The sequence below is a fragment of the Phaeobacter sp. JH20_37 genome, assembly GCF_048056015.1.
Lineage (GTDB): Bacteria > Pseudomonadota > Alphaproteobacteria > Rhodobacterales > Rhodobacteraceae > Phaeobacter > Phaeobacter bryozoorum.
In genome coordinates this window covers 237,232-261,279 of the sequence record NZ_JAYMWW010000020.1, presented here as the reverse complement: position 1 = coordinate 261,279, position 24,048 = coordinate 237,232, and the positions used below count along the sequence as shown (strand labels likewise).

Sequence of the window (24,048 nt, the reverse complement as noted above, 5' to 3'; positions counted from 1 at the left end):
TCCGAGCGCCAATGCAGCGCGACCCTGTCATAGCTTAGCGCTGCAATAGAACGGGAAACCAATCCTCGCGGAGGGTCTGACCCGACACCATGTCATGACCCGGATAGGGCGGCGAGGTTGGGCCGGGGCGTTCAATATAGCGCGCGTCCTCCCCGACCAGACGCAACGAAAAGGCGCGGCGACGGGTTTCGCTGGTATTGGCGCGGGCGCCGTGCAGCGTCCGGTAATTAAAGGCGACGGCGTCACCTGGCTGCATCTCCCACTCCAGGATTGTCATGCCTTCGGCATCGGGATCCGGCACCGGCATGTACTGCCCCTCATCAGCAAAGAAACCCTCCTCGGAGACCCAGCGCGTTGGCAACACCTCCTTCTCCCAGCGGTGCGAGCCTGCAACGCATCGCAGCGAGGCGTTCGTGACAGGATCGAGCGGCGACCAGAAGCTGATGGTCTGCTGTCCTTCGACGAAATAATAAGGCCCATCCTGATGCCAGGGCGTCGCCATGGAGGTGCCCGGCTCTTTCACCAGCACGTGGTCGTGGAACATCTGCACCCGTTTGGACTGCATCAGATCTGCGGCCACCTCCGCCACGGGCGATTGTTCGATTGCCTGCTGAAACTGAGGGATCCGGGTCCAATTGCAATAGTCATCAAAGAACCGCCCGGTCTGCCCGGGTTTTTCATTGTTGGAAGCATAGGGGCCGGGCTGCGCCATATTCGCCTCGACGCCGTCGCGCAGAATATCGACCTGATCGACGAAGAGACCGCGGATCAACACAACGCCATCGCGTTGGAAATCGTCAATATGGTCTCGGGCTATGAGGGGATGGGGCATCGATCAATCCTTGGTATCGGGAGTACGGGTGACAGCATCTGGTTGCAGTCACCCGTTTTGGGCCGATGTTGCACCCGGCGGGGCGGCGTGCTCAAATAATATCTTAGTATGCAGAAAATAAACTGATGTTATACCTAACTCTACGCCACTACGAATATGTCTGCGCGATCGCTCAGCACGGCAGCCTGTCGGCGGCGGCTGCCGCCGTGCATGTCAGCCAGCCCGCGTTGTCCACAGCGCTTGCCCGGATTGAAGCGCAGCTGGGAGAGCCCCTGTTCCTGAGGCGTCGCGGGGCCGGCATGATCCTGACCCCACAAGGTCGCAGGTTCGCAGACCGTGCGCAAGCGCTCCTGGATCAGGCCGCGCGGCTGGAACGTCGGGGCATAGATCAAACCGACGGCCAGCAGCTGACCTTGGGATGTTTTACCGATCTGGCTCCCTTTCTGTTGGCCCCAGCGCTGCAGCGCCTTCGGATCGGCTTGCCCGGTGTGGCCATCCGCTACAGGACGGATCACTTTGAACCGCTGCTGGCCTCGATGACCGCCGGGAATATCGACTTGGCGATCAGCTATGACCTGGGCGTGGATGCAAGCTTCGTCCGGCAGGAGGTGTTGCGGCGCGGCCCCGTAGCGCTGATGCCCAATGGTCACCCACTTGCAGATCGTGACCGCCTGTCCTTGGCCGATCTGGCCGAACAGCCCCTGATTCTGTCCGAAGAAGGATTGTCCGTGCGCCACATGCTTGGCCTGTTCAAATCCATTGGCGCGCTGCCCCGAATTGCCCACCGGGCGGCATCGGTCGAGCTGCTGCGCAGCCTGGCCGCCCATGGCGAAGGGATCGGCATCACCTACAGCAGGCCCCCCGATTTACGCTCCTACGATGGCAAGCCACTGGTCGCGATACCCATCAGCGACACATCGGCAGAGGAGCCCTTGGTCCTGATCAGCCACAGCCCGCCGTCAAAAGGCAGCGTGATAGAGACCGCGCAGCAGATTCTGGCGAAAACGGTTACGGATATACTCTAGCACTCAAATGAGTGCAGCGCCCGGCGTTCCTACGATCAGACCTTGCGCAGTCGGATCACAACGTCGACGGACGCGATTTCAACGCCCTGCGGCGCCGCGGGCAGGCTCTTGATCACCAGCTGATCGGATGGCGCATCCGACAGACGCCCCTCGTCTTCCCAGTAAAAATGGGGGTGGTCGTGCGTATTGGTGTCAAAATAGCTTTTGGACCCATCGACTGTGATTTCCTGCAAGACGCCAGCATCGCAAAAGGCGCGCAACGTGTTGTAGACCGTCGCAAGTGAAACAGCTGCACCCTTGTCCTTTGCCGCGTCAAACAGGCTCTCGGCGGTCACATGGCGATGCTTGCCGTCGCCCACCAACAACTCTGCCAGCGCCACCCGCTGACGGGTCGGGCGCAATCCGGCTGTTTCCAGCCAGTTGGTAGCGATATCTGCTGGTGTTGGCGTCATGTAGCGGTCCTGCATAGCGTTGCTGGCCGCATTTATAGGCCGAAAGGGTCCTTGCATTCAATTCAATTTGCGTAGCTCCGATCTGTATCTGTAGACTGTCACAGTTGAAAAACCTGAAGGCCACAGGCTGAATGCTGGTGTGCCCTCGGCACCCGGAACCCTTGCAGGAGAGTCGAAACGGGTGCTACAGGGAGCCAGATACACGATCATAACATAGGCAGGAGAAGCGCCAGCATGGCCGATTACCCCAGCAGCTTTGACAAAGACGATTTGCTAAAATGCGCCAGAGGCGAGCTGTTCGGCCCTGGCAACGCACAGCTGCCCGCCCCTCCCATGTTGATGATGGATCGCATCACCGATGTGTCGGCCGATGGCGGCGCCCACGGCAAGGGTCACATTACGGCCGAGTTCGATATCACGCCTGACCTGTGGTTCTTTGACTGTCATTTCCCCGGCAACCCGATCATGCCCGGATGTCTGGGTCTTGACGGCCTCTGGCAGCTCACTGGCTTCAACCTGGGCTGGCGTGGCTGGCAGGGTCGCGGCTATGCGCTGGGTGTAGGCGAGGTGAAACTGACTGGGATGGTGCGACCCGACCGCAAGATGCTGACCTATAAGATCGATTTCACCAAAGCGATCCAGACCCGTCGCCTGACCATGGGGGTTGCCGACGGCATCGTGGAAGCCGATGGTGAAGTTATCTACCAGGTCAAGGACATGAAGGTGGCCCTTTCCGAGAGCTGATCCGCAGCTCTCCCCGCCCCTTGAACAAGAAATAGGAGTACGCATCATGCGTCGCGTCGTCGTCACCGGTCTGGGCATCGTCTCGTCCATCGGGAACAATGCCGAAGAGGTTCTTGCCTCTCTCAAAGCAGGAAAATCTGGCATCGAGGCCAGCCCCGAAATGGTCGAGCATGGCTTTCGCAGCCAAATTGCGGGAACGCTCAAGCTGAATGTTGCTGACCATGTCGACAAGCGTACCCTGCGTTTTATGGGGGCTGGCGCGGCCTATGCCCATATCGCGATGAGCCAGGCAATTGCCGATGCCGGCCTCTCCGAAGAGCAAGTGGTGAATGAGCGGACCGGTCTGGTGGCCGGTTCGGGCGGGCCGTCCACATCGGCCATGCTGGCAGCCCATCAGACCGTGCTGAAAACCGGGGCCACGAAGCGGATCGGGCCGTTTGCCGTTCCCAAGTGCATGTCTTCCACGATCTCGGCAAATCTGGCCACAGCCTTCAAAATCAAAGGTATCAACTACTCGATCACCTCGGCCTGCTCGACCTCGCTGCACTGTATCGGCAATGCGGCTGAGCAGATCATGATGGGTAAGCAGGATGTGATGTTCGCCGGTGGTGGCGAGGAACTAGACTGGACCCTGTCGTGCCTGTTCGATGCGATGGGCGCGATGTCGTCCAAATACAACGACACGCCGGAGAAAGCCTCCCGCGCGTTTGATCAGGACCGTGACGGTTTCGTGATCTCTGGTGGCGGCGGTATCGTCGTGCTGGAGGATCTGGATCACGCCCTGGCGCGCGGTGCCAAGATCTACGCCGAAGTGACCGGCTTTGCCGCCACCTCCGATGGCCACGATATGGTCGCCCCCTCCGGCGAAGGCGGCGAGCGCGCCATGCGTCTGGCCCTGCAATCCCTGCCGGACGGCCGCAAGGTGGACTATATCAACGCCCACGGCACCTCGACCCCGGTCGGCGACGTCGGCGAGATCGAAGCGGCCCGCCGGGTTTTCGGCGCGGGCAACGTGCCGCCGATTTCTTCGACCAAATCAATGACCGGTCATGCGCAGGGCGCGGCGGGCGCACTGGAGGCGATCTTCTGCCTTCTGATGCTGGACAATGACTTCATCACGCCGTCGATCAACGTCGACACGCTGGCCGAGGGCATCGAGCCGGGAGAGGTCGCAACCCAGCTGGTGGAAAACGCGGGCCTTGACAGCGTAATGACCAACAGCTTCGGCTTTGGCGGCACCAATGGCTCAATGGTATTGAGCAAATACAAAGGATAACGGCGGATGTCAGGAGTATTGACGGGCAAACGTGGCCTGATCATGGGGGTCGCAAACGACCGTTCGATCGCTTGGGGCATCGCCAAGGCCATGGCCGATGCGGGGGCCGAACTGGCATTCACCTATCAGGGTGAAGCCTTTGGTAAACGGTTGGAACCGCTGGCCCAGAGCGTTGGCAGCGACTTTATGGTCGATGTGGACGTCACCGATGATGCGTCGCTCGACACCGCGTTCGAGCAATTGGCGGCACGCTGGGACAGTGTCGACTTCGTGGTGCACGCCATCGCCTATTCGGACAAGACCGAGCTGACCGGACGCTTCCTCGACACCAGCCGCGAGAACTTCAAGAATTCGATGGATATCTCCGCCTATTCCTTTGTCGAGGTGGCGCGCCGCGCCTACCCGCTGATGAAGGCCAATGGCGGCACGTTGCTGACCCTGACCTACCAGGGATCGAACCGAGTGGTGCCCAACTACAACGTGATGGGTGTCGCAAAGGCGGCATTGGAAAGCGCCACGCGTTACCTGGCCAATGATCTCGGCCCCGAAGGCATCCGTGTGAACGCCATCTCCCCTGGCCCGATGAAAACCCTGGCAGGGGCCGCCATCGGTGGTGCCCGCAAGACGTTTAAACATACGGCGCAGAACGCCCCATTGCGCGATAACGCCACGTTGGAAGCGGTTGGTGGTACAGCCGTCTATCTCGCCTCCGACGCAGGGGCCTGCACGACGGGCGAGATCATCCGCGTCGACGGTGGTTTTCATGTCCTTGGCATGCCGCAGCAGGACAATCTCTGACCTGCTGCCAATCCCTGTCACAAGAACCAAGGGCACCCAGCGGGTGCCCTTTCTTGTTGCTGTCTCCGCTTGACATCACTGTTCCGCAGCCAGTTCTGAAAGAAGCTGCTGCATGAGATCAGCCGCAGGCATAGCACGAACTCCGGCAGCGCCCTGTCCGGCCCATTGCGCGCCATATCCGGGCTCGCCAGCCTGCTTCGCCGCAGTGTTCAGGGCTTTCCCGGCATCATAGGCAATGGGGTAATCCGGAATGATCGTCGGATCGAGCTTCTGCGCAAGGTCGGTGAAACGGTTTCTCAGACAGCGGGCCGGGCGACCTGAAATTACCGTCGTCATCTCTGTTTTCGGATCCGCGGCCAGCAAGGCGGCCCGATAGCCCGCATCGGCACTGCTCTCGGGACAGGCGATGAACGCGGTGCCCAACTGCGCAGCAGCGGCACCTGCTACCAGCGCCTTTGCAATATCGGCACCGGTCATCAACCCGCCTGCGGCGATCACCGGCAGGTTCAGGTTGGTAACCAGTTCACGGACCAGTTCAAGAGTTCCAAGCCTGGGATCCGCGCCGCGCGGATCAAAGATACCCCTATGGCCTCCGGCCTCCCACCCCTGTGCAACAATGGCGTCGATCCCGGCGCTCGCCAACACAGCAGCCTCGGCAAGTGAGGTTGCTGTGGCCAGCAAGATGATGCCGGCTGACTTCAGAGCCGAGATCACCCCCTGCGGCGGCAAACCGAAGTGGAAGCTGACAACTGCCGGGCGCTGCGCAATCAGCATCTCCTGCATATCGGTATCAACGCAGAAGCTGGTGTAGATTTCGCGCAGCGCCTCCGGCGGCGCCGTATTGTAGCTGTGAAACACCGGTGCCAAGGCGCTGAGCCAGGCCGCCTCGCGGGAGGAATCCTCAAGCGCTGGCCGGTGGCAGAACACATTGACGTTAAAGGGTCGGCCAGTCAGTGCCACCGTTTGACGCAGCATCTCCTCAGCCTGGTCGATGCTTGCCGCTCCGATACCCAGGGCGCCCAGCCCACCGGCATTGCTGACAGCCGCCGCCATCTGGGGCGTGCTGACGCCGGCCATGGGAGACTGGAGAATCGGCACGGATATACCCAGAAGTTCCATCAATGCGGCTGACGTAGAAATATCAGTCATTCCGTCCTCTTTCACCACGGCATATCCCGCTGCAAAAGAGCCGGTTTGACGAGGCGGCGCAAGAGGCACCGCCTCAGATGCGATCAGTTGATCGAGACCAGCTCGATATCAAAGATCAGGTCTTTGCCTGCCAGGGGATGATTGGCGTCAAGGGTCACAGTCGCCTCGCTCACCTCAACCACGGTCACCGGCAGCACTTCGCCCGTCGGAGCCTGCATCTGCAATTGTGTTCCAACCTCAAGCGGGATGTCATCAGGGATCCCTTCACGCGGAATGCTCTGCCGCGCCTCGTCATGGCTGGGGCCATAGGCCTGATCCGCGGGAATGTTGAGCGTTTTCGTCTCGCCTGCGGCCATGCCGAGCAGACCGGCGTCCATACCCTCGATAACCTGACCAGAGCCGACGGTGAACTCAAGCGGCTCGCGCCCTTCAGAGCTGTCAAAGACACTGCCGTCTGTCAGCTTGCCTGTGTAGTGGATGCGTACGGTATCGCCGCTTTTTACCTCGGTCATGGGACCTCCAGTTGCTTTCACGTTACAAAGGCGCGCACAGTATAGGACACCACCGTGATGTAAACCCGATGATCCGAAGCAGCCCCGGTCGCACCGTTCCCGGGCGTCCGCAGAGCGGCGGGAAATGATTGTGGCTGGAATTTGCGCCCCGTTTGCGCCTAGGCTGGGACAACCGCAGGACATCGAACCGGAGGCCCCATGGCAATCAGCACCTGTATCTTTGATGCCTATGGCACATTGTTCGATGTGACAGCGGCCGCACGGCAAGCTGCAGGTGAGCCGGAGTTTCCGCATCTGATCGACCATTGGGCAGAGCTGGCCAACCACTGGCGGCTGAAGCAGCTACAATACACTTGGCTGCGTGTAATCACAAACTCACATGCCGATTTCTGGCAGGTCACCCAGGACGGGTTGGATTGGGCCATGGAGGCCACCGGCCTGAGCGGTGACCCGCAGCTGCGAAAGCGCCTGCTGGATCTCTACTGGCAGCTTCAGGCCTATGATGAGGTTCCGCAGATGCTGCGCGCCCTCAAGACTGCGGGCCTGCAGACCGCAATCCTCTCCAACGGATCACCCGAGATGCTGGACGGAGCCGTCCAATCCGCAGGGGTCGGCGACCTGCTGGACGATGTGCTCTCTGTCGAAAGCGTTGGTGTCTTTAAACCGGACCCGCAGGTCTATGACCTTGTCGGCAAACGCTTTGGCTGCCAGCGCGATGAAGTGCTTTTCGTGTCCTCCAACGGCTGGGACGCTGCCGGTGCGGCGGGATACGGGTTTACCACGGCTTGGGTGAACCGAAGTGGTGAACCTATGGATCGCCTGCCGTGGAGGCCGCATCACGTGCTGAGGAATCTGGCCAGTATCCCTGACCTGGCGGGGGGATAAACCCGTGCTGAACACGCCACGCGCACTCTCATATTTTACCAGCTCTGACGGGCTGGAGCTGGCCTATGACGATCCAGACTTCGGCCCCCAGACAACAGCCATTTCCCGCCCACCCCTATTGTGCCTGGCAGGGCTCACACGCGACGGGCAGGACTTTCGCTACCTGCGGCCGCATATTCATGGCCATCGCCTGATCACCCTGGACGCCCGGGGTCGAGGCCGGTCTCAATATGCAGACGATATCCACAGCTATTCGGTCCCGCGCGAGGCGCAGGATGTGATCGAGCTGCTGGACCATCTGGGCATTGATCGCGTGACGCTGCTCGGCACCTCGCGCGGCGGGTTGGTGGCGATGGCACTGGCCGCTCTACACAAGGAGCGATTGGCCGGTGTCATCCTGAACGAAGTCGGGCCAGAAATTCCGGCAGATGGGATCACCCGGATTATGGCCTATGTCGGATATCGTCCGGCAGCCAAAACCCACGAAGAAGCCGCCTCGGCGCTTGCGACCCATATGGCGCCAGCGTTTCCCGATGTGCCGATGACACGTTGGCGCGAAGAAGCCGAGGTTTTTTACACGCAGACCCGGACGGGTTTGGCGCTGCGCTATGACGCCCGGTTGCGTGAAGCTCTCTTGGCGCAGGCTGCAGCGGGGCCAGCGCCGGATCTCTGGCCATTGTTTCAATCACTTGAAGGTCTGCCCTGCGGCGTGATCCGCGGCGCGAACTCCGACATTCTGACGGCTGAGACCTACGAGAACATGCAGCGCCGTCTGCCGGACCTGATCGCCATGGAAGTGCCGGATCGCGGCCATGTCCCGTTTCTGGACGAACCCAAGGCGCTTGCCCTTATCCACCGAATTCTCGAGGTCGCCCAATGACATCCTTTGCCGCAATCAGTGCCGCTGCGGAGCGCCTGCGGGGCCACGCCCGCGAAACGCCGTTCCTCTCCTCCCCCTTTCTGGACGACATCGCGGGTCGCCGGGTACTGGTCAAGGCCGAGTGCCTGCAACATACCGGATCGTTCAAGTTCCGGGGGGGCTGGGCCGCGCTGTCTGCGCTCAGCCAGGATCAGCGCAAGAAAGGCGTGCTTGCTTATTCAAGTGGCAATCATGCGCAGGGTGTGGCCGCAGCGGCGGCCGCCCATGGCACACCCGCCGTGATCCTGATGCCGCAGGACGCCCCAAGAATTAAGATCGCCAACACCCGTGCGCTCGGCGCAGAGGTGGTGCTGTTCAATCGCGCCACCGATAATCGTGACGCCATTGGGGCAGAGCTGGCAGAGGCTCGCGGCCTCACCCTGATCAAGCCCTACGACGACGACGAGGTCATCGCCGGTCAGGGCACAGTTGGTCTGGAAATCGCCCGACAGGCTGCTGAACAAGACGTGACCGAGGCGGATGTTCTGGTCTGCTGCGGCGGTGGTGGTTTGACTTCGGGGGTTGCCTTGGCGCTGGAACACGCTGCGCCAAAAATGCGGGTTCGCCCCTGTGAACCGCAGGGGTTCGATGACGTTGCCAGGTCACTGGCCGCCGGGCGGATCTGTCGCAATGACACCACGGCCGGCTCACTCTGTGACGCTATTCTCACGCCTGCACCCGGCGAAATCACCTTCCCGATCCTGTCACGGCTCTGCGGTTCCGGAATTGCTGTCAGCGAAGACGAGGCCATGCACGCCATGGCGCTGGCCTATTCGAGGCTCAAAATCGTGCTGGAGCCTGGCGGTGCTGTCTCGCTGGCGGCAGCTTTGTTTCACACAGACCACCTCAACGGATCGAGCGCGATTGCCATTGCGACCGGTGGTAATGTCGACCCCGCCATTTTTGCCGAAGCGCTACAAAAGTTCGGATAGGCTTCACACTCGCACCGGTCGATCCGGTGCCCTTCGCCCCTGGAGTGCCCCTATGACCGAGTTCACTATCGCCTCCTTCAATGTGAAGAACCTGATCGGTCCCGATCAAGAATACTACAGGTTTCAAAGCTACACGCCCGAGGAATATGCTTGGAAATCCGATTGGTTGGCCGATCAGCTGCTGACGCTCGATGCCGATATCGTGGGGTTTCAGGAAATCTTTGATGAGGCGACGCTGCGCGAGGTGATCGCCGAAACCGATCGGCGTGGCAAACAGGTAAACGCCGCGACCCTGCCCGATCGCTCCAAACGCTATCACCGCAAGGCCATATTCCGCAAACTGGTCTATACGCCCTATACCGATGCCAAGCTGGCCTATGCTGCCAATACGAATGACCACGACACTCCGGGCAAGCGTCGCCCCGGTCTCGCGATTCTGTCACGTACAGGTTTTGTGGAACCGGTCGAGATTATTCAGGACCTGCCGCTGCCGCTGGATATCCCGATGGCCTGCCTGGGCGGCGAGGATGACGCGGGCTACTACACGCTGCGACGGCTGTCTCGACCGATCATGAAGGCCCGCATTCCCGTCGCGAACCAGATCATCAGCGTATTCAACTGCCACCTGAAATCGAAACTGGGCGAGTTCATAACACCACTTGGGGCGCCTTATGCGCCCGAAACCGTGCTCACGGCTTATGATGCCAGTGGGCGGGCCATGGGCGCGTTGCGGGCAGCTCTGCGGCGTATGGCCGAGGCCTGGGTTCTGCGCCGCGCCATCCTGGACGAGCTGGAACAGGACCGGCCGGTCATGGTCCTGGGAGACTTCAATGATGGCGAGGATGCCGTCAGCTCTGAAATCATCAGCGGCGAGACACCGTTTCGCAACTACTCCTGGATGCTGCGGCATGACGCTCGCCACTCGGGAGATCGCTACAACCCGGACGAAGACCGTCAGATCCGGGAGATGATCGACCGGGTCCGCCTGCGTTCGGCGGAAAAGCTGTTTCTCAAGAAATCTCTCCGTGACGTGGTATACACCACCACATTCGGAGGCGTGCACCAGAGCATCGATCAGATCTATATGTCCCGCCATTTTGATCCCGAATGGACAGGGGCCATCGGCGAAATGCAATATTTCAGCGTCTTCAACGACCACCTTACTGATGGCAGCCACCCCGAAGCGCCTTATAACAAGCTGGCCTCCGACCATGGGCAAATCATGGCCCATATGCGGCTCGAGACTGCCGAATAGAGCCGCGATCCAGCCGCATGGCGGTGCTAGGATCGGGTTTACGTCCTGAAACACGCAGGCTAGGGAAGCGCATCGAATAAGCTCAGGAGGAGTTCCATGCCGCTTGCAGATCTGGGTGACATCCGGGTGAACTATCAATTGGATGGAACGCCTGACGGCCCGGCGCTGGTGTTCGCCAATTCACTCGGCACCGATCTGCATGTCTGGGACGACGTGGTGACGCGCTTGCCGCCGTCGCTGCGCATCATTCGCTATGACCTGCGCGGCCATGGCGGCACGTCGGCCACGCCCGCTCCCTATTCGATGGGGGCTCTGGTACGCGATGCCGAGCGCCTGCTGGATCATCTGGAGGTGCGGGACTGTATTTTTGTTGGTTTGTCGATCGGCGGGATGATCGCGCAGGGGCTGGCCGTCAAGCGGCTGGATCTGATACGCGGACTGGTGCTCTCGAATACGGCGGCCAAGATTGGCACCGCCGCCAAATGGCAACAGCGCATTGATGCGATCAAGCAGGATGGGCTTGATGCGGTCGCCGACACGATCATGCAGAACTGGTTTGCTCCAGCCTTCTACAGGTCCCCGGAGCTGGCCCATTGGCGCGCCCAGCTGCTTGGGCAATCGGTCGAAGGCTATATCGGCTGCTGCGCGGCCATCGCCGGAACTGATTTTTACACCCCAACCAGCGGCCTGCGCCTGCCAACCTTGGGCATCGCGGGATCGGATGATGGTGCAACGCCGGCAGATCTGGTTCGCGAAACGGTGGATTTAATCCCCGGATCAAGGTTCGAGCTGATCCGCCGCGCCGGACATCTTCCCTGTGTCGAAAAGCCCGATATCTTTGCCGACCGTTTGGTGACCTTCCTGAGGGAGCTCGGGCATATTGACTGATCTGCTGCTGGTCCACGGCTCCTGCCACGGTTCGTGGTGCTGGCGCGACGTCCTGCCTCAACTGGAAGCACGCGGGATCAACGCGCGAACCATCGACCTTCCCGGCCCTCGTATAGGCGGCAACGCGCGGGGGTGCGATCCAGTCGCTGTCACTTTGGAGGAAACCGTAGCCGCTGTCCGCGACGCCGCGCGATCAGAGACTATCGTTGTGGGCCATTCCTGGGCCGGCTACCCGATGTCAGCCGCAGCCGATATCGGCCCACCGCTGCGAGGATTGATTTACCTTTGCGCCTATGTCCCCCAGAATGGCCTGTCGATGATCGACATGCGCAAACGCGGCCCAAGCCAACCGCTCATCGGCAAGGTTTTGAAAACCGCGGACGGGCAAAGCTACTGTTTCGACCCCGAAGCCGCACCGGATCTGCTATACCACGATTGCCCGAGGTCAGTGGTGGACTATGCGCTGTCGCGACTGGCACCGCAGCCGATCAGGCCGCAAGACACGCCCGTGAAACTGGGTCCACAATGGGCCGCGACACCAAAAGCCTATATTCGATGCACCCAAGATCGCGTCATCCCGCCAGAATATCAGGCAGAAATGGTGGCGGATTGGCCCACTGATCGGATAAAAAATCTCGACACGTCACATTCGCCGTTCTTTGCCGCGCCCGATCAACTGGCAACGGTGATGGCAACCATAGTGAAAGATCTCTGATGGCCGCTTCTCTTTTTGACAGTCAGCTCTATGCCGCGCTTTTTCCTGCCGGAGATGTCTCCCGGCTATTTTCAGACAGTGCTGAAATCCGTGCCATGCTGCTGGTCGAAGGTGCGCTAGCGAAGGCGCAGGGCAAAGTCGGCATTATCCCCGAAGACAGCGCCGCCGCGATCGGACGCGCCGTGATGGAGGTCGCTCTTGATCCTGGGGCACTGGCTGCCGCGGCTGGGCAGAACGGCGTGCCGGTTCCAGGTCTGGTCGCAGCGCTGCGGAGCGAGATGAGCGCGCCGGAACATGCACAGTATGTTCATTGGGGCGCAACCTCGCAGGACATCATGGACAGCGCGCTGATGCTACGCCTGCGACAGGCGCTTGCGGCGGTGGAAGGGGATCTGATGGCGCTGCTGGCCCAGCTCTCCGATTTGGCTGAAGCCCATGCCAGCCTGCCGATGGCCGCACGCACCTACGGCCAGCTGGCCACGCCAACAAGTTTTGGCGCTGTCGTGGCCGCCTGGGGACAGCCCCTGCTTAGGCTGTTGGACGAATTGCCAAGGTTGCGCGACAGCTGTCTGCTGGTGTCACTTTCAGGCGCCGCGGGCACCTCTGGCGCGCTTGGCCCACGGGTTGCGGAGCTGCGCGCAGAACTGGCTGCCGGTCTGTCGCTCGCCGATCCGGGTCGCAGCTGGCATACCGACCGCACGCCGGTCTTGCGTATTGCCGATTGGTTTACCCGGGTCTGCGTTGCATTGGGCAAACTGGGTACTGACTGTCTCGCCCTCCGTCAGAGCGGTATTGATGAGATTGCGATCAGCAGTCGCGGCGCCTCATCCACAATGCCACAGAAGCAAAACCCGGTAGGCGCCTCCGCATTGGTTGCGCTGACGTCGCAGGCAAACGCCCAGCTCTCGGCCCTGCATCATTCTGCTGGCCATCAGCACCAACGGGACGGCACAAGCTGGCTCGGCGAATGGTTAAGCCTGCCGCAGACCGTTTTCTGCGCCGCCAGTGCCGTGCGGATTGCCAATTCCATGACCCGGGGGCTGACACCGGATGTCGACCGCATGCGGCACAATCTGAACGCTGCCAACGGTACCATTCATGCCGAAGCGTTGAGCTTTGCTCTGGCTGAGCATATGCGGCGCGGTGAGGCGCAGGCGATGGTCAAGGAGCTCTGTGCCAAGGCTGCCCAAGACGGAAAGTCGTTGCAGGAGATCACGGTCGCGCATTATCCAGAGCTTGATCACACCGCGATCTTTGACGCAGCACGGCAACTTGGCTCTGCCCCGGAAGAGGCACAGCAATTTGCGAAAAGCGTCACCGCCCTGCAAGCCAGACGAAATCCCTCCTGACCCGGCGGTGATCGGCGCAACCGTTTCCCTGCCCCCTGCGCCAATTCGTCTTCAAGATACGACGCGTCACAGACGGTTTCGGGCTTGCGGGCTCGCTTCCCCCGGTCCACCGTGACCACTAAAAGGGGAGAGACGCGACATGCCTATCGTTAAAGCAGCCGTATGCCATCAGTTCGGCAGCCCGCTTGTGATCGAGGATGTCCAGCTTGCCGCGCCGCGTAGCGGTGAAGTGGAGGTCAAACTGGATGCCGTCGCGATCTGCCACAGTGATATCTCCTATGCGGAGGGTGCCTGGGGTGGTTTCCTGCCCGCTGTCTATGGTCACGAGGCTGCCGGCGTGATCAGCGCAGTTGGCGAGCATGTTCATGGCTTCGCCGAAGGCGATAGCGTGGTCGTGACCCTGATCCGCTCCTGCGGCAGCTGTCCCAGCTGTGCAGGGGGCGCTCCAACGCTGTGCGAGACCCCCTATGATGCTATCAATGGCCCGCTGAAAACCCTTGCAGGTTCCCCCCTGATGCAGGCCATGGCCTGCGGTGCATTTGCAGAACGGGTGGTGGTTGACCAACGCCAGATTGTGAAAATTCCGGCAGATCTGGGTAAAGACGTTGCCGCACTTCTGTCCTGCGGCGTGATCACCGGTGTCGGCGCTGCGGTGAACGCCGCCCAGCTGCGCGCAGGCCAGGATGTTGTGGTGATTGGTGCAGGCGGTGTCGGCCTCAATGCGATTCAGGGCGCCCGCATCGCCGGCGCCCGCCGCATCGTCGCTGTCGACCTCAGCGAGGATAAGCTGGCCATTGCCGAAGAGTTCGGGGCCACCCATACGGTTCTCGGCAGTCTGGATGCCCCTTGGAAGGCCGCCTACAAAGCGCTTGGCGGTCGCGGTGCAGATGTCGTCCTGGTCACCGTTGGTGCGATCCCCGCCTACGATCAGGCCACAAGGTATCTCGGTGTCGGTGGGCGCATGGTAATGATCGGCATGCCCCATTCCGGCGCGAAAGCCAGCTACGAACCCGTGATCATGGCGGCTATCGGTCAGGGCATGATCGGGTCGAAAATGGGCGACGTCGTTATCCAGCGCGATATTCCATGGATGGTAGACCTCTACAAACAAGGACGTTTGAAGCTGGACGAGCTGATCTCCGGCCGGTGGCGGCTTGAAGAGATCAATGCAGCGATCGCAGACACCAAGACGGGCTCGGCGCGCCGCAACATCATCGTTTTCGACCAATAAACCGTTCAGTAGCCACGGGGAAATGACATGAAACTGCAAGACCTCGACATCATCGTCACAGCCCCACCCGCGCCCGGCTGGGGAGGGCGCTATTGGATCCTCGTCAAACTGACCACCGATACCGGCATCATCGGCTGGGGCGAATGCTACGCGGCCTCGATCGGCCCAGACGCGATGAGCCACGTGATCCGTGATGTATTTGACCGCCACATGCTGGGACAATCGCCAGAAAACATCGAATGGATGTTCCGACGGGCGTACTCGTCAGGTTTCACCCAGCGGCCCGACCTCAGCGTCATGGGCGCATTCTCAGGACTGGAAATCGCCTGTTGGGACATTCTCGGAAAGGATCGCAATCGTCCGGTTCACGCACTTATCGGCGGGCGAATGAACGAGCGGCTGCGCGCCTATACTTATCTCTATCCGCAACCCCATCACGACATGGATGCGTTCTGGAACAGCCCCGAGCTGGCAGCTGAATCCGCCATTGTAGCTGTGGAGAACGGATATACAGCGATCAAATTCGACCCCGCCGGTCCCTATACGATGCGCGGCGGGCATATGCCGGCGCAATCTGACATCACGAAATCCGTCGCCTTCTGCCGAGCGATCCGTGAGGCTGTGGGAGATCGTGCCGACCTACTGTTCGGAACCCATGGCCAGTTCACGCCCGCCGGCGCCATTCGGTTGGGGCAGGCTCTTGAACCCTATAGCCCCTTATGGTTCGAGGAGCCGACACCCCCCGATTTGGTCGCGGATATGGCCCGTGTCGCTGAACGGGTGCGCATTCCCGTTGCCACCGGAGAACGACTGACCACCAAGGCGGAGTTTGCCGCTGTGCTGCGCGCTGGCGCGGCCGAAATCCTGCAACCCGCATTGGGGCGGGCAGGTGGCATCTGGGAGGTCAAGAAGATTGCGGCCATCGCCGAGGTTTTTGGTGCCCAAATGGCCCCGCATCTCTACGCCGGTCCGGTGGAGTGGGCTGCCAATATCCAGTTGGCGGCGTCGATCCCCAACCTTCTGATGATCGAGACCATTGAAACGCCGTTCCACATGTCGTTGATCAAGCAGAGCATCACGATCGAAGCTGGGTTCGTCATCCCCTCGGACGCCCCCGGCCTTGGTATCGAGGTAGACGAAGATCTCGCCCGCGCCCATCCATTCGAGGGAGACGATTTGCACCTCAATATGCAGGATGCCCCCTGCAACTACGCCGATGGTAACAGTTTTGTCGGCGGCGCGCCGCCCAAAACCAAATAACAGAACTACCCGTCGCAGTAGGATTTCGACCCTGTCGCGCATGCGCGCCGCCTGTCTGACCATCCGGGCTGCGCTTGCCCTGCCACAAGTCTCGGCCGCGCTAGCTCGACACGTAGCCAGCAACCACCTGCAACAGTTTGAAAGCCGTGGCGGCATCGTTTTCGACAACTGCAAGGAACTCCTCCTCACCGATCCGCAAACACGTCAGCTCGCTTTCGGCAATCATGCTCAGCGCCCTGGGTTCCTTCCGGATCAATCCCAGTTCGCCAACCAGACGACCGGCACCGACCTTGGCTACGAGACGGCTGTCATCACCTTCCTGCGGCAGATATAGGCCCGCTTCGCCCTCCAGAATCATATAAGCGCCGTCACTCGCTTCATCGTCCTTGAGAAACACCGTGTCACCAGCCTTGGCGGTATACCAGCGCGCCCCAAAGGCAAGAAGCCGGAGCTGGCGACGGTTGAGCTCCGAGAACAGCTCCGTTTGCTCAAGCGCCCGTAGTTTCCGTGCAAGATCAGCACTGCCCGCACCATCACTGACCGCATCCGCAGCGGGGGTGTCACTCACCAACCGGCCCTGGCGAAGCTCATAATAACTGTCGAAGACATCCGGGCTTTCAAAACTGCTGCCCAGATAGATCAGCGTCGTCTCTGGCAAAAGATGGCGCAGGTTCTTGTGAATGGCGATGCGTGTATCCAGATCGTAGCTCGCCATTGCAGCGTCTAGGATCAGGATATCCGGGCGCTTGATCGAAGCGCGCGAGAAGGCAAGCGGCTCGGCAAAGCTGGCTGCAAGCCCCTGCCCGCCTATCGCAATCGGCAGATCAAAAATCAGCTCAACAACCCGATCACGCACGCCGTTCTCGACAAGAACCTCTGAGACCAGCTTCTGCACCTCCTCGGCTCGCCCGCCGGCGCTATCGGAGATCTTGCCGAACAGGGCATTCTCGAGCACCGTCAGACCCGGAGCAAAGGCCGCCTCATCAAGCGGCTCGAAAATATCACCCAGCGTCGCCATCAATTGCTTGGAGTGGCTTTGGCGGAACGCAAGAATGCGCTCTTCTATCTCATCGCTGAACGCAGCACCGATTTGTTCGGCAGAGATGCTGAAAGGCACGATAAGTAACCGCGCAAGTTCTTCATGGCTCAGCGTAGAGACGCCATCGTTCCGGGTCTTGTCGACCAGCGCCAGCGCCCCCTCATAGGCCGAAGCCTCCAGCCCAAGCTTGCGGAAGAGCGGATGATCGGTACCGTCAATGCCAAAGATTTGCCGCAGCATTTCCACCACGTCACGGCTGAGCGCGACGAGATCGACGTCAAGATCGAGTGCCCTGAGTTGATCCAGAAAATCATTCTGTTGCCTCAGGACGTCTTCGGTGATCCGCGCTTGCGTGGTTGCATAGAGAAGGTTCTCCGCCACCGGCAGGGCCGGATTGTACCGATCTGCCGCCAGAAAGTGCACGTATTGTTCCAGGCCCGCCTTGGTAACCGCCTGCTGCACCTTTGGCCGCAGTTCGACCAGCTGATGCGCCAATTCTGAATGACTCTTGGCATCAAAACGCTGTTCGACGCCACGACGGAACAGGGCGGTATCGGACCCGATCCCCGACACCAACCGCAGCCACCAGTCGCGCAGCTCCGCCTCGCTGGAGAACCCGGCCAGGCTCGGGTCCAGCCAGGAGGCGTCCAGTGGATCTGGGCTGTTACCCGCACGCTGCGCCACATCATAGCGCCGCAGGTCCTGCGCGGTACCAAGCGGCCGCTGCCTGATCGGCATCATCACATTGTCGCCAAAAGAGCCTTGAAACAGCACCGGGCGGGACGTGGCATGACCGATGCGGGCAGCGATCACCGCCTGATGAATGTCACGCATGTTCTGGTCATCGATACAGACCTTGCCCGCCGAAGGCAGCAATTCGCGGGTCAACAATCCCGCCAACGCACGGCGATCCTCCTCCGAGGGCGCGGCAACCCCGATCACCTTGCCTGCCGGGAAGCGGGCATTGAGATCTTCCAGAACAAGATTGCCATCCGCATCGCGGACGTTGACCCCCTCCACGACGATATCGCCACGAAGCCGTTTCAAATCCTCGGGAGCGCCCGTCATCAAGGCCTCATCGACCATGCCGGGCGGGTCAAATCGCTCCAGGATCACATCCCAGCGCAACGCCATATCCTGCGTCTGGTTGTAATAGGCCAGAAGTTCCTTCCAGGGCGATGCCAAGTCCTTGTAGGCGGCAAGGGCTGCAACCAGTGCACCGAGCGAGACCTTGCCTTCAAGCACCAGATAGCCGCCAACTGCATAGAACAGGAACGGTGTCAGCTGGGTAATGAAGTTGTTGAGAAACTTCATGAAGAATTTTTTCTGATAGATCGCAAACCGGATGTCATAGAGCCATCCGAGCCGATCCGTGATGACAGCCATCCGGTAACGCCAACCGCCGTTCAGACGTAGGGTAGATGCGCCAGCAGCGCTTTCGCCGATCTCGGAGGCCAAAGCGCGGATCTGATGAATACGCTTCTTGTTCAACAGGTTGATTTGCCGCTGCAACATCGGGATCAACCAGCCCTGCAAGGGAATTAGCGCAACCGCCGCCAGACCGAACCAGACACTCTGCATGAACAGAAAATAGAGGATCGTCAGCATCTGACCGGCCTGTAGCACCGGCTGGCTGACCGCATCCCCCATCAATCCCCCCATCGGCTCACTTTCCGAGGTGATCATAGACACCAGTTCGCCCTGGCTTACCCGTTCGAAATACGGCTGTGGGAATCGCACAACACGCGAGATCAACCGATAGCGAAACCGCCGCAGCATCCGCTCGGCCAGAACCCCCTTCATCGTATTGATGCGCATTTTCAGCAGACCATGCGCGAGAACCGCCAGAAGAAATCCACCGCAGAGAAGCCAGAGATAATGCAGCTGGTTCAGCTCGTACCCAAGCAGGTCAATCGTGGAGCTCTGCGCCCCGATAGCATCGTTGATGATGCGTTTTGGCAGTTCCAGAGTGAGATAGAGAAGTGGAAACAGGCAGGCCGTGACCACCAACAGAACCAGTTGGTCGCGCTTTGAGTAGTTCCAGATAAACCGAAAAAGAGTGCGTTCTATGGGACGGCTCCGAAATGGAAAATGTTACGGAAACTGATCCCGATATGCCTAGCCCGGATTGCCAGTTGCAGGCAATGGCAAGACGGACGTCGCACGCCGTGTCGTCCGGTTCAATCCAGCTGACCTTGCCCAAAGCCTATCCAGATGACGGAGCGTCGTGGCGATTAGTGCCACAGGCCATTTGCCTGTTTCGAAAAAATACGTAAGCTTTCAGCGCGCGACACAAAACGGGGCCATTGCTTTGACAGACCACCTCGCATCCCTTTTGGGATTGCTTTGCCTGCTTCAGATCAAACACATGTTTGCGGATTTCTACCTGCAAACACCCAAGATGCTCTCGGGTCGTGGTGAATATCTGCATGCCGGACGGGCACAACATGCGGGGGTGCATGTGATGGGATCCATTATTGCCTTTGTTATCATGGGGGCTCCGGTTGGCTTCATCTTGATCATCTGCGCGCTGGAATGGGTGGCACATTTCAACATCGACTATTGCAAGGCCTGCTATTCCAAACGCAAGGAACTGGCACCGAATATGGCTGTCTACTGGCGCGCGATGGGCACCGACCAGGCCTTACACCAACTCACCTATCTTGCGATGGCAGCTGCCTGGGCGCATGTCAGTTTCGGCTGAAAGACGAAGCAGCGCGACCTAAGCTGTCGGCGCCCGGGACAAAGCTCAGCGCGTGACAGGTTCGTCGCGCTTGATGGTCCGCAGCACCACGTTTGTTTGCGCACTGGCAACCGCAGGCAGGCGGAACAGAAACTCCTCAAGAAACCGATTGTAGGCGTCAAGATCAGGCGCCAATACCCGCAGGTGGTAATCCGACTGCCCCGTGGTCGCATAGCATTCCTGAACCAGACGGCTGGTCTCAACCGCCTTGATGAAGTCCGCCAGCTTTTCGCGGTCGTGACGGGTCAGCTGCACATGGACAATCGCGTGAAATCCCAGCCCCATAGCCGCCGCGTTCACCACCGCGCCATAGCGCTCAATGACACCCGCCTCCTCCAGTGCGCGCACCCGCCGCCACAACGCCGAAGCTGACATCCCCACCGCCTCTGCCAGATCCGCATTCGACATCCGCGCATCCTGTTGCAGCAGCGTCAGGATCCGACGGTCCCGATCATCAAGGGTGAGATCATCATCCATGGTAAAATCATCCAAATTCTTACATCACATGGAAATATCATTCATGAATGGAGTAATACAGAGGTAATCTGGCAAGAATATCCAGACAATGTGGATTATCATTTCGCGCATATGATCGTATCATTGCAAGGGATACTCCAATGACCCAGCTCAGCCACGATTTTCGCAGTTACCAGCTGGATGACCGTTATGAGATGACGACGGGCCGCGTCTTTCTGACCGGCACCCAGGCACTGGCGCGCGTGATGCTGGATCAGGCACGGCGCGACAGATCGGCCGGATTGAATACCGCAGGCTTTGTATCCGGCTATCGCGGCTCTCCGCTAGGCGGCGTTGATCTGGAATTCTGGCGCAGCCGCACACGCATGGACGCCAATAACATCACCTTCATGCCCGCCGTGAACGAAGATCTGGGCGCAACCGCCGTCTTGGGCGCGCAGCAGGCCATTCTTGACCCTCACTGCGAGGTCGAGGGCGTGTTCTCCATGTGGTATGGCAAGGGACCGGGGGTCGACAGGTCCGGCGATGCGCTGAAGCACGGCAACGCCTATGGCTCATCCGAGAAGGGCGGCGTTCTGGTCGTTGCAGGCGATGACCATGGTTGCGTCAGCTCCTCAATGCCACATCAGTCCGACGTGGCCTTCATGTCCTGGTTCATGCCGGTCCTGAACCCGGCCGATGTCGGGGAATTCCTGCAGTTTGGCGAATACGGCTTTGCGCTGTCGCGCTATTCGGGCACCTGGGTGGGGTTCAAAGCCGTCTCGGAAACCGTGGAAAGCGCACGCTCCGTGGACCTGCGCCCGGACCGCGCTTTCTCCTACCCCGAACTGCCCGATTATCCAGGCGGGCTGCACATCCGCAGATCAGACCTGCCCTCGCCGGAGATCGAGACCCGGATCCACGCCAAGCTGCGTGCGGTGCGTGCCTTCGCCGAGGCAAATCCGATTGATACGCGGATCTACGATCTGCCGGAAGCAAAATTCGGCTTTGTCACCACTGGCAAGGGACATCTGGACCTGATGGAGGCGCTGCGCCTGCTCGGACTTGATGCCGCCGCCTGCAAACGTCTCGGTATTGATATCTACAAGGTTGGGATGGTTTGGCCCCTAGCCCGCACCGAGGCGCTGCGTTTTGTAAAAGGCAAACAGGAAGTTCTGGTAGTCGAGGAAAAACGCGGCATCATCGAGAGCCAGTTCAAGGAATATTTCTACGACTGGCCAGGCGACAAACCGGAACGGATGGTCGGCAAACATGACAGTCAGGGCAACCCGCTGATCCCCTGGACAGGTGAGCTGTCGCCTTTGCAGCTGGTGCCGATCGTGGCGGAACGCCTGAACCGGTTCTTCCCAGAGGAAAACCTGTTGGAGCGGGCAGATATTCTGACCGCCAAGCCCCCTCAGCTGCTGAATATCCCCGGTGCCACCCGCACCCCCTATTTCTGCTCGGGCTGCCCTCATAACACCTCCACTAAACTGCCTGAAGGCAGCAATGCCAACTCGGGAATTGGCTGCCATGTCATGGCCAGCTGGATGGACCGCGACACCGCCGGTTATGCCCAGATGGGAGGCGAAGGGGTGCCCTGGACAGTTGCCTCGAAATTCAACGGCGGCAAGCATGTGTTCCAGAACCTTGGCGAGGGCACCTGGTATCACTCTGGCTCTCTGGCAATCCGTCAGGCGGTCGCTGCGGGCACAAATATCACTTATAAAATCCTCTATAATGATGCGGTCGCGATGACCGGCGGCCAGCCGGTGGATGGACCGGTCAGTGTCTCAGGCATCGCCCAGACCTGCCGCGCAGAAGGCGTCGACCGGATTGCGCTGGTGTCCGATGAGATCGGCAAGTTCTCCTCCTCCGATTTCCCTGCGGGCACCAGTTTTCACGACCGTGCCGAAATGGACACCGTCCAACGCGAGCTGCGGGAGATCCCCGGCGTTACCGTCTTGATTTACGAACAGACCTGCGCCACCGAAAAACGCCGCCGCCGCAAGCGTGGCACAATGGAGGATCCAAAGCGGTTTGCCTTTATCAATGATCTGGTTTGTGAGGGCTGCGGCGATTGTTCGGTGGAATCCAACTGCCTGAGTGTCGAGCCGAAAGAGACCCCCTTTGGCCGAAAACGCAAGATCAACCTTTCAAGCTGCAACAAGGATTTCTCCTGCCTGAATGGTTTCTGCCCAAGCTTCGTAACCGTGGAACGTGCAACGCGGCGCAAGAAAGAAATTGCCGCTTTGGACATTGGTACGCTGACCGCTGGCCTACCTATGCCTGCTTTGCCATCGCTGGAGGATCCGTTCGATCTTCTGGTGACCGGTGTCGGCGGTACGGGCGTCGTCACGGTAGGTGCTCTGATCACTATGGCCGCGCATCTGGAAGGGAAAGGCGCCAGCGTCCTGGACTTTACCGGCTTCGCACAGAAGTTCGGCACCGTACTCGGCTACATCCGCCTTTCAAGTGCACCGGACGCGCTGCATCAGGTGCGTATCGACCAAAGTGCGGCAGATGCGGTAATCGGTTGCGACGTGGTGGTCAGTTCCGCTCCGAAAGCGTCAGCCCACTATCGCGAGGGCACGAAAATGGTGCTGAACCGCGCCGAAATGCCCACAGGCGATCTGGTCCTGCGCCGTGATGCCGACTTGATGGCCGCTCTGCGCGAAAAATCCATCGCCGGCGTCATCGGTGCCGACAACCTGTCGGGCTTCAACGCGAATGAAGCGGCAGAAACTCTGCTTGGCGATGCCGTTCTGGCCAATGTCATGATGCTGGGCTTTGCCTGGCAAAAGGGACTGGTTCCGGTCAGCCTCGTCGCCCTTGATCAGGCTATTGTCTTGAACGGTGTTGCGATCGAGAAGAACCGCCTGGCCCTGGCCATCGGGCGGGCCTTCGCCCATGATCCGGCGCGCCTGTCAGATCTCTACTCCGAAGAGGAGGCGCGCACAGAAACCCTGGCCGAGCTGATTGACCGCCGCGCCACGTTTCTGACCGGCTATCAGGATGTTGCCTATGCACAATCTTATACTGCCCAGCTGGAAACCCTGCGCGATGCCCTTCCTGCGGATCGGTCTGAAGAGCTGGTCAAGGCGGCCGCAAGATCGCTGTTCAAACTGATGGCCTACAAGGACGAATTCGAAGTGGCCCGCCTTCTGAGCGACGATCGTTTTACGCATCAGCTCGAAACCGAATTTGAGGGCGACTTTCAGGTGAACTATCACCTTGCCCCGCCTCTCCTCAGCCGCAAAATCGATGCGCGGGGCCGGCCCCGCAAAATCCAGTTCGGCGGCTGGATGCGTCCGGCACTCCGCCTTCTGGCGAAGGGACGCCGCCTGAGAGGCCATCGCTGGAACCCCTTCGGTCATCACGAAGAGGCACGTCTGCACCGCGATCTGCTCAGCTGGTATCAGGGCATCCTCCAGCAGGCCGCCGTACGCTATACAGCAGAGGATCACGACAAATGGCTGTCCGTGCTGACTGCACCGATGGATATCCGTGGATACGGACCGGTGCGCATGGCCGCCGCCGAAAAGACCAGGGCCGACGTCGACAAGCTGCTCACTGCGATGTGAGACC

At 60.1% G+C, this 24,048-nt stretch carries 21 protein-coding genes; 15 read left to right on the top strand and 6 right to left on the bottom strand.

Annotation, left to right across the window (positions count from 1 at the left end; genetic code table 11):
- Positions 1–34: 34 nt before the first annotated feature.
- The gene (locus VWZ87_RS17885; RefSeq protein ID WP_416536516.1) at positions 35–832 is read right to left on the bottom strand and encodes a phytanoyl-CoA dioxygenase family protein; all 798 of its coding nucleotides are present in this window, start codon (positions 830–832) and stop codon (positions 35–37) included.
- Between the two features lie 125 nt (positions 833–957).
- Here VWZ87_RS17885 and VWZ87_RS17880 point away from each other — a divergent pair, with 125 nt between their 5' ends.
- Positions 958–1,857: a LysR family transcriptional regulator gene (locus VWZ87_RS17880; RefSeq protein ID WP_416536515.1), complete on the top strand. Its 900-nt coding sequence runs from the start codon at positions 958–960 to the stop codon at positions 1,855–1,857.
- 35 nt (positions 1,858–1,892) lie between these two features.
- Here VWZ87_RS17880 and irrA read toward each other — a convergent pair whose 3' ends face one another.
- Positions 1,893–2,309, bottom strand: a complete 417-nt coding sequence (irrA, locus tag VWZ87_RS17875; RefSeq protein WP_260099685.1) for an iron response transcriptional regulator IrrA — start codon at positions 2,307–2,309, stop codon at positions 1,893–1,895.
- Between the two features lie 234 nt (positions 2,310–2,543).
- Between irrA and fabA the strand changes: the two genes are divergently transcribed.
- From fabA to VWZ87_RS17860, 3 genes are read left to right on the top strand one after another with little or no spacing between them, the layout of a single operon-like run.
- Positions 2,544–3,053, top strand: coding sequence for a bifunctional 3-hydroxydecanoyl-ACP dehydratase/trans-2-decenoyl-ACP isomerase (gene fabA, locus VWZ87_RS17870; protein WP_340544418.1), 510 nt, complete (start codon positions 2,544–2,546; stop codon positions 3,051–3,053).
- Between the two features lie 46 nt (positions 3,054–3,099).
- Positions 3,100–4,329: a beta-ketoacyl-ACP synthase I gene (gene fabB / locus VWZ87_RS17865; protein WP_416536514.1), complete on the top strand. Its 1,230-nt coding sequence runs from the start codon at positions 3,100–3,102 to the stop codon at positions 4,327–4,329.
- Between the two features lie 6 nt (positions 4,330–4,335).
- Positions 4,336–5,127 (top strand): enoyl-ACP reductase FabI, encoded by a 792-nt coding sequence (locus VWZ87_RS17860; protein ID WP_340544415.1) that lies wholly within the window; start codon positions 4,336–4,338, stop codon positions 5,125–5,127.
- A 75-nt stretch (positions 5,128–5,202) separates the two neighbouring features.
- Here VWZ87_RS17860 and VWZ87_RS17855 read toward each other — a convergent pair whose 3' ends face one another.
- Positions 5,203–6,276 (bottom strand): NAD(P)H-dependent flavin oxidoreductase, encoded by a 1,074-nt coding sequence (locus VWZ87_RS17855; protein WP_416536513.1) that lies wholly within the window; start codon positions 6,274–6,276, stop codon positions 5,203–5,205.
- 83 nt (positions 6,277–6,359) lie between these two features.
- Entirely contained in the window at positions 6,360–6,788 is a 429-nt protein-coding gene (locus VWZ87_RS17850; protein ID WP_340544413.1) for an FKBP-type peptidyl-prolyl cis-trans isomerase, read from the bottom strand.
- A gap of 198 nt (positions 6,789–6,986) precedes the next feature.
- Between VWZ87_RS17850 and VWZ87_RS17845 the strand changes: the two genes are divergently transcribed.
- From VWZ87_RS17845 to VWZ87_RS17805, 9 genes are all read left to right on the top strand, one after another.
- Positions 6,987–7,673 (top strand): haloacid dehalogenase type II, encoded by a 687-nt coding sequence (locus tag VWZ87_RS17845; protein ID WP_416536512.1) that lies wholly within the window; start codon positions 6,987–6,989, stop codon positions 7,671–7,673.
- Between the two features lie 7 nt (positions 7,674–7,680).
- Positions 7,681–8,553 carry an alpha/beta fold hydrolase gene (locus tag VWZ87_RS17840; protein WP_416536549.1) on the top strand — a complete coding sequence of 291 codons (873 nt, stop codon included), beginning with the start codon at positions 7,681–7,683 and terminating at the stop codon, positions 8,551–8,553.
- Entirely contained in the window at positions 8,550–9,524 is a 975-nt protein-coding gene (locus VWZ87_RS17835; RefSeq protein WP_416536511.1) for a threonine ammonia-lyase, read from the top strand. Before VWZ87_RS17840 ends, VWZ87_RS17835 begins: the two co-directional genes overlap by 4 nt.
- Positions 9,525–9,576: 52 nt before the next feature.
- Complete coding sequence (locus tag VWZ87_RS17830) at positions 9,577–10,779, top strand: endonuclease/exonuclease/phosphatase family protein (RefSeq protein WP_416536510.1); 1,203 nt, start codon at positions 9,577–9,579, stop codon at positions 10,777–10,779.
- Between the two features lie 96 nt (positions 10,780–10,875).
- Positions 10,876–11,667 carry a 3-oxoadipate enol-lactonase gene (pcaD, locus tag VWZ87_RS17825; protein WP_416536509.1) on the top strand — a complete coding sequence of 264 codons (792 nt, stop codon included), beginning with the start codon at positions 10,876–10,878 and terminating at the stop codon, positions 11,665–11,667.
- Positions 11,660–12,382 (top strand): alpha/beta fold hydrolase, encoded by a 723-nt coding sequence (locus tag VWZ87_RS17820; RefSeq protein ID WP_416536508.1) that lies wholly within the window; start codon positions 11,660–11,662, stop codon positions 12,380–12,382. The genes pcaD and VWZ87_RS17820 overlap by 8 nt, the downstream gene beginning before the upstream one ends.
- A complete protein-coding gene (locus VWZ87_RS17815; protein ID WP_416536507.1) occupies positions 12,382–13,731 on the top strand; it encodes a class-II fumarase/aspartase family protein in 1,350 nt (449 codons plus the stop codon). The genes VWZ87_RS17820 and VWZ87_RS17815 overlap by 1 nt, the downstream gene beginning before the upstream one ends.
- 139 nt (positions 13,732–13,870) lie before the next feature.
- Positions 13,871–14,962: a zinc-binding dehydrogenase gene (locus VWZ87_RS17810; RefSeq protein ID WP_416536506.1), complete on the top strand. Its 1,092-nt coding sequence runs from the start codon at positions 13,871–13,873 to the stop codon at positions 14,960–14,962.
- 27 nt (positions 14,963–14,989) lie between these two features.
- Positions 14,990–16,222, top strand: a complete 1,233-nt coding sequence (locus VWZ87_RS17805) for a mandelate racemase/muconate lactonizing enzyme family protein (RefSeq protein ID WP_416536505.1) — start codon at positions 14,990–14,992, stop codon at positions 16,220–16,222.
- 100 nt (positions 16,223–16,322) lie between these two features.
- Here the strand turns inward: VWZ87_RS17805 and VWZ87_RS17800 are convergent, their stop codons facing one another.
- Positions 16,323–19,280 (bottom strand): ABC transporter transmembrane domain-containing protein, encoded by a 2,958-nt coding sequence (locus tag VWZ87_RS17800; RefSeq protein ID WP_416536548.1) that lies wholly within the window; start codon positions 19,278–19,280, stop codon positions 16,323–16,325.
- Positions 19,281–19,572: 292 nt separating this feature from the next.
- Between VWZ87_RS17800 and VWZ87_RS17795 the strand changes: the two genes are divergently transcribed.
- On the top strand, positions 19,573–19,965 hold the full coding sequence (locus tag VWZ87_RS17795; protein ID WP_340544401.1) for a DUF3307 domain-containing protein: 393 nt from the start codon (positions 19,573–19,575) through the stop codon (positions 19,963–19,965).
- 45 nt (positions 19,966–20,010) lie between these two features.
- Here VWZ87_RS17795 and VWZ87_RS17790 read toward each other — a convergent pair whose 3' ends face one another.
- A complete protein-coding gene (locus tag VWZ87_RS17790; protein ID WP_340544400.1) occupies positions 20,011–20,481 on the bottom strand; it encodes an Lrp/AsnC family transcriptional regulator in 471 nt (156 codons plus the stop codon).
- A gap of 140 nt (positions 20,482–20,621) precedes the next feature.
- Between VWZ87_RS17790 and VWZ87_RS17785 the strand changes: the two genes are divergently transcribed.
- Positions 20,622–24,044, top strand: a complete 3,423-nt coding sequence (locus VWZ87_RS17785; protein WP_416536504.1) for an indolepyruvate ferredoxin oxidoreductase family protein — start codon at positions 20,622–20,624, stop codon at positions 24,042–24,044.
- Positions 24,045–24,048 lie beyond the last annotated feature (4 nt).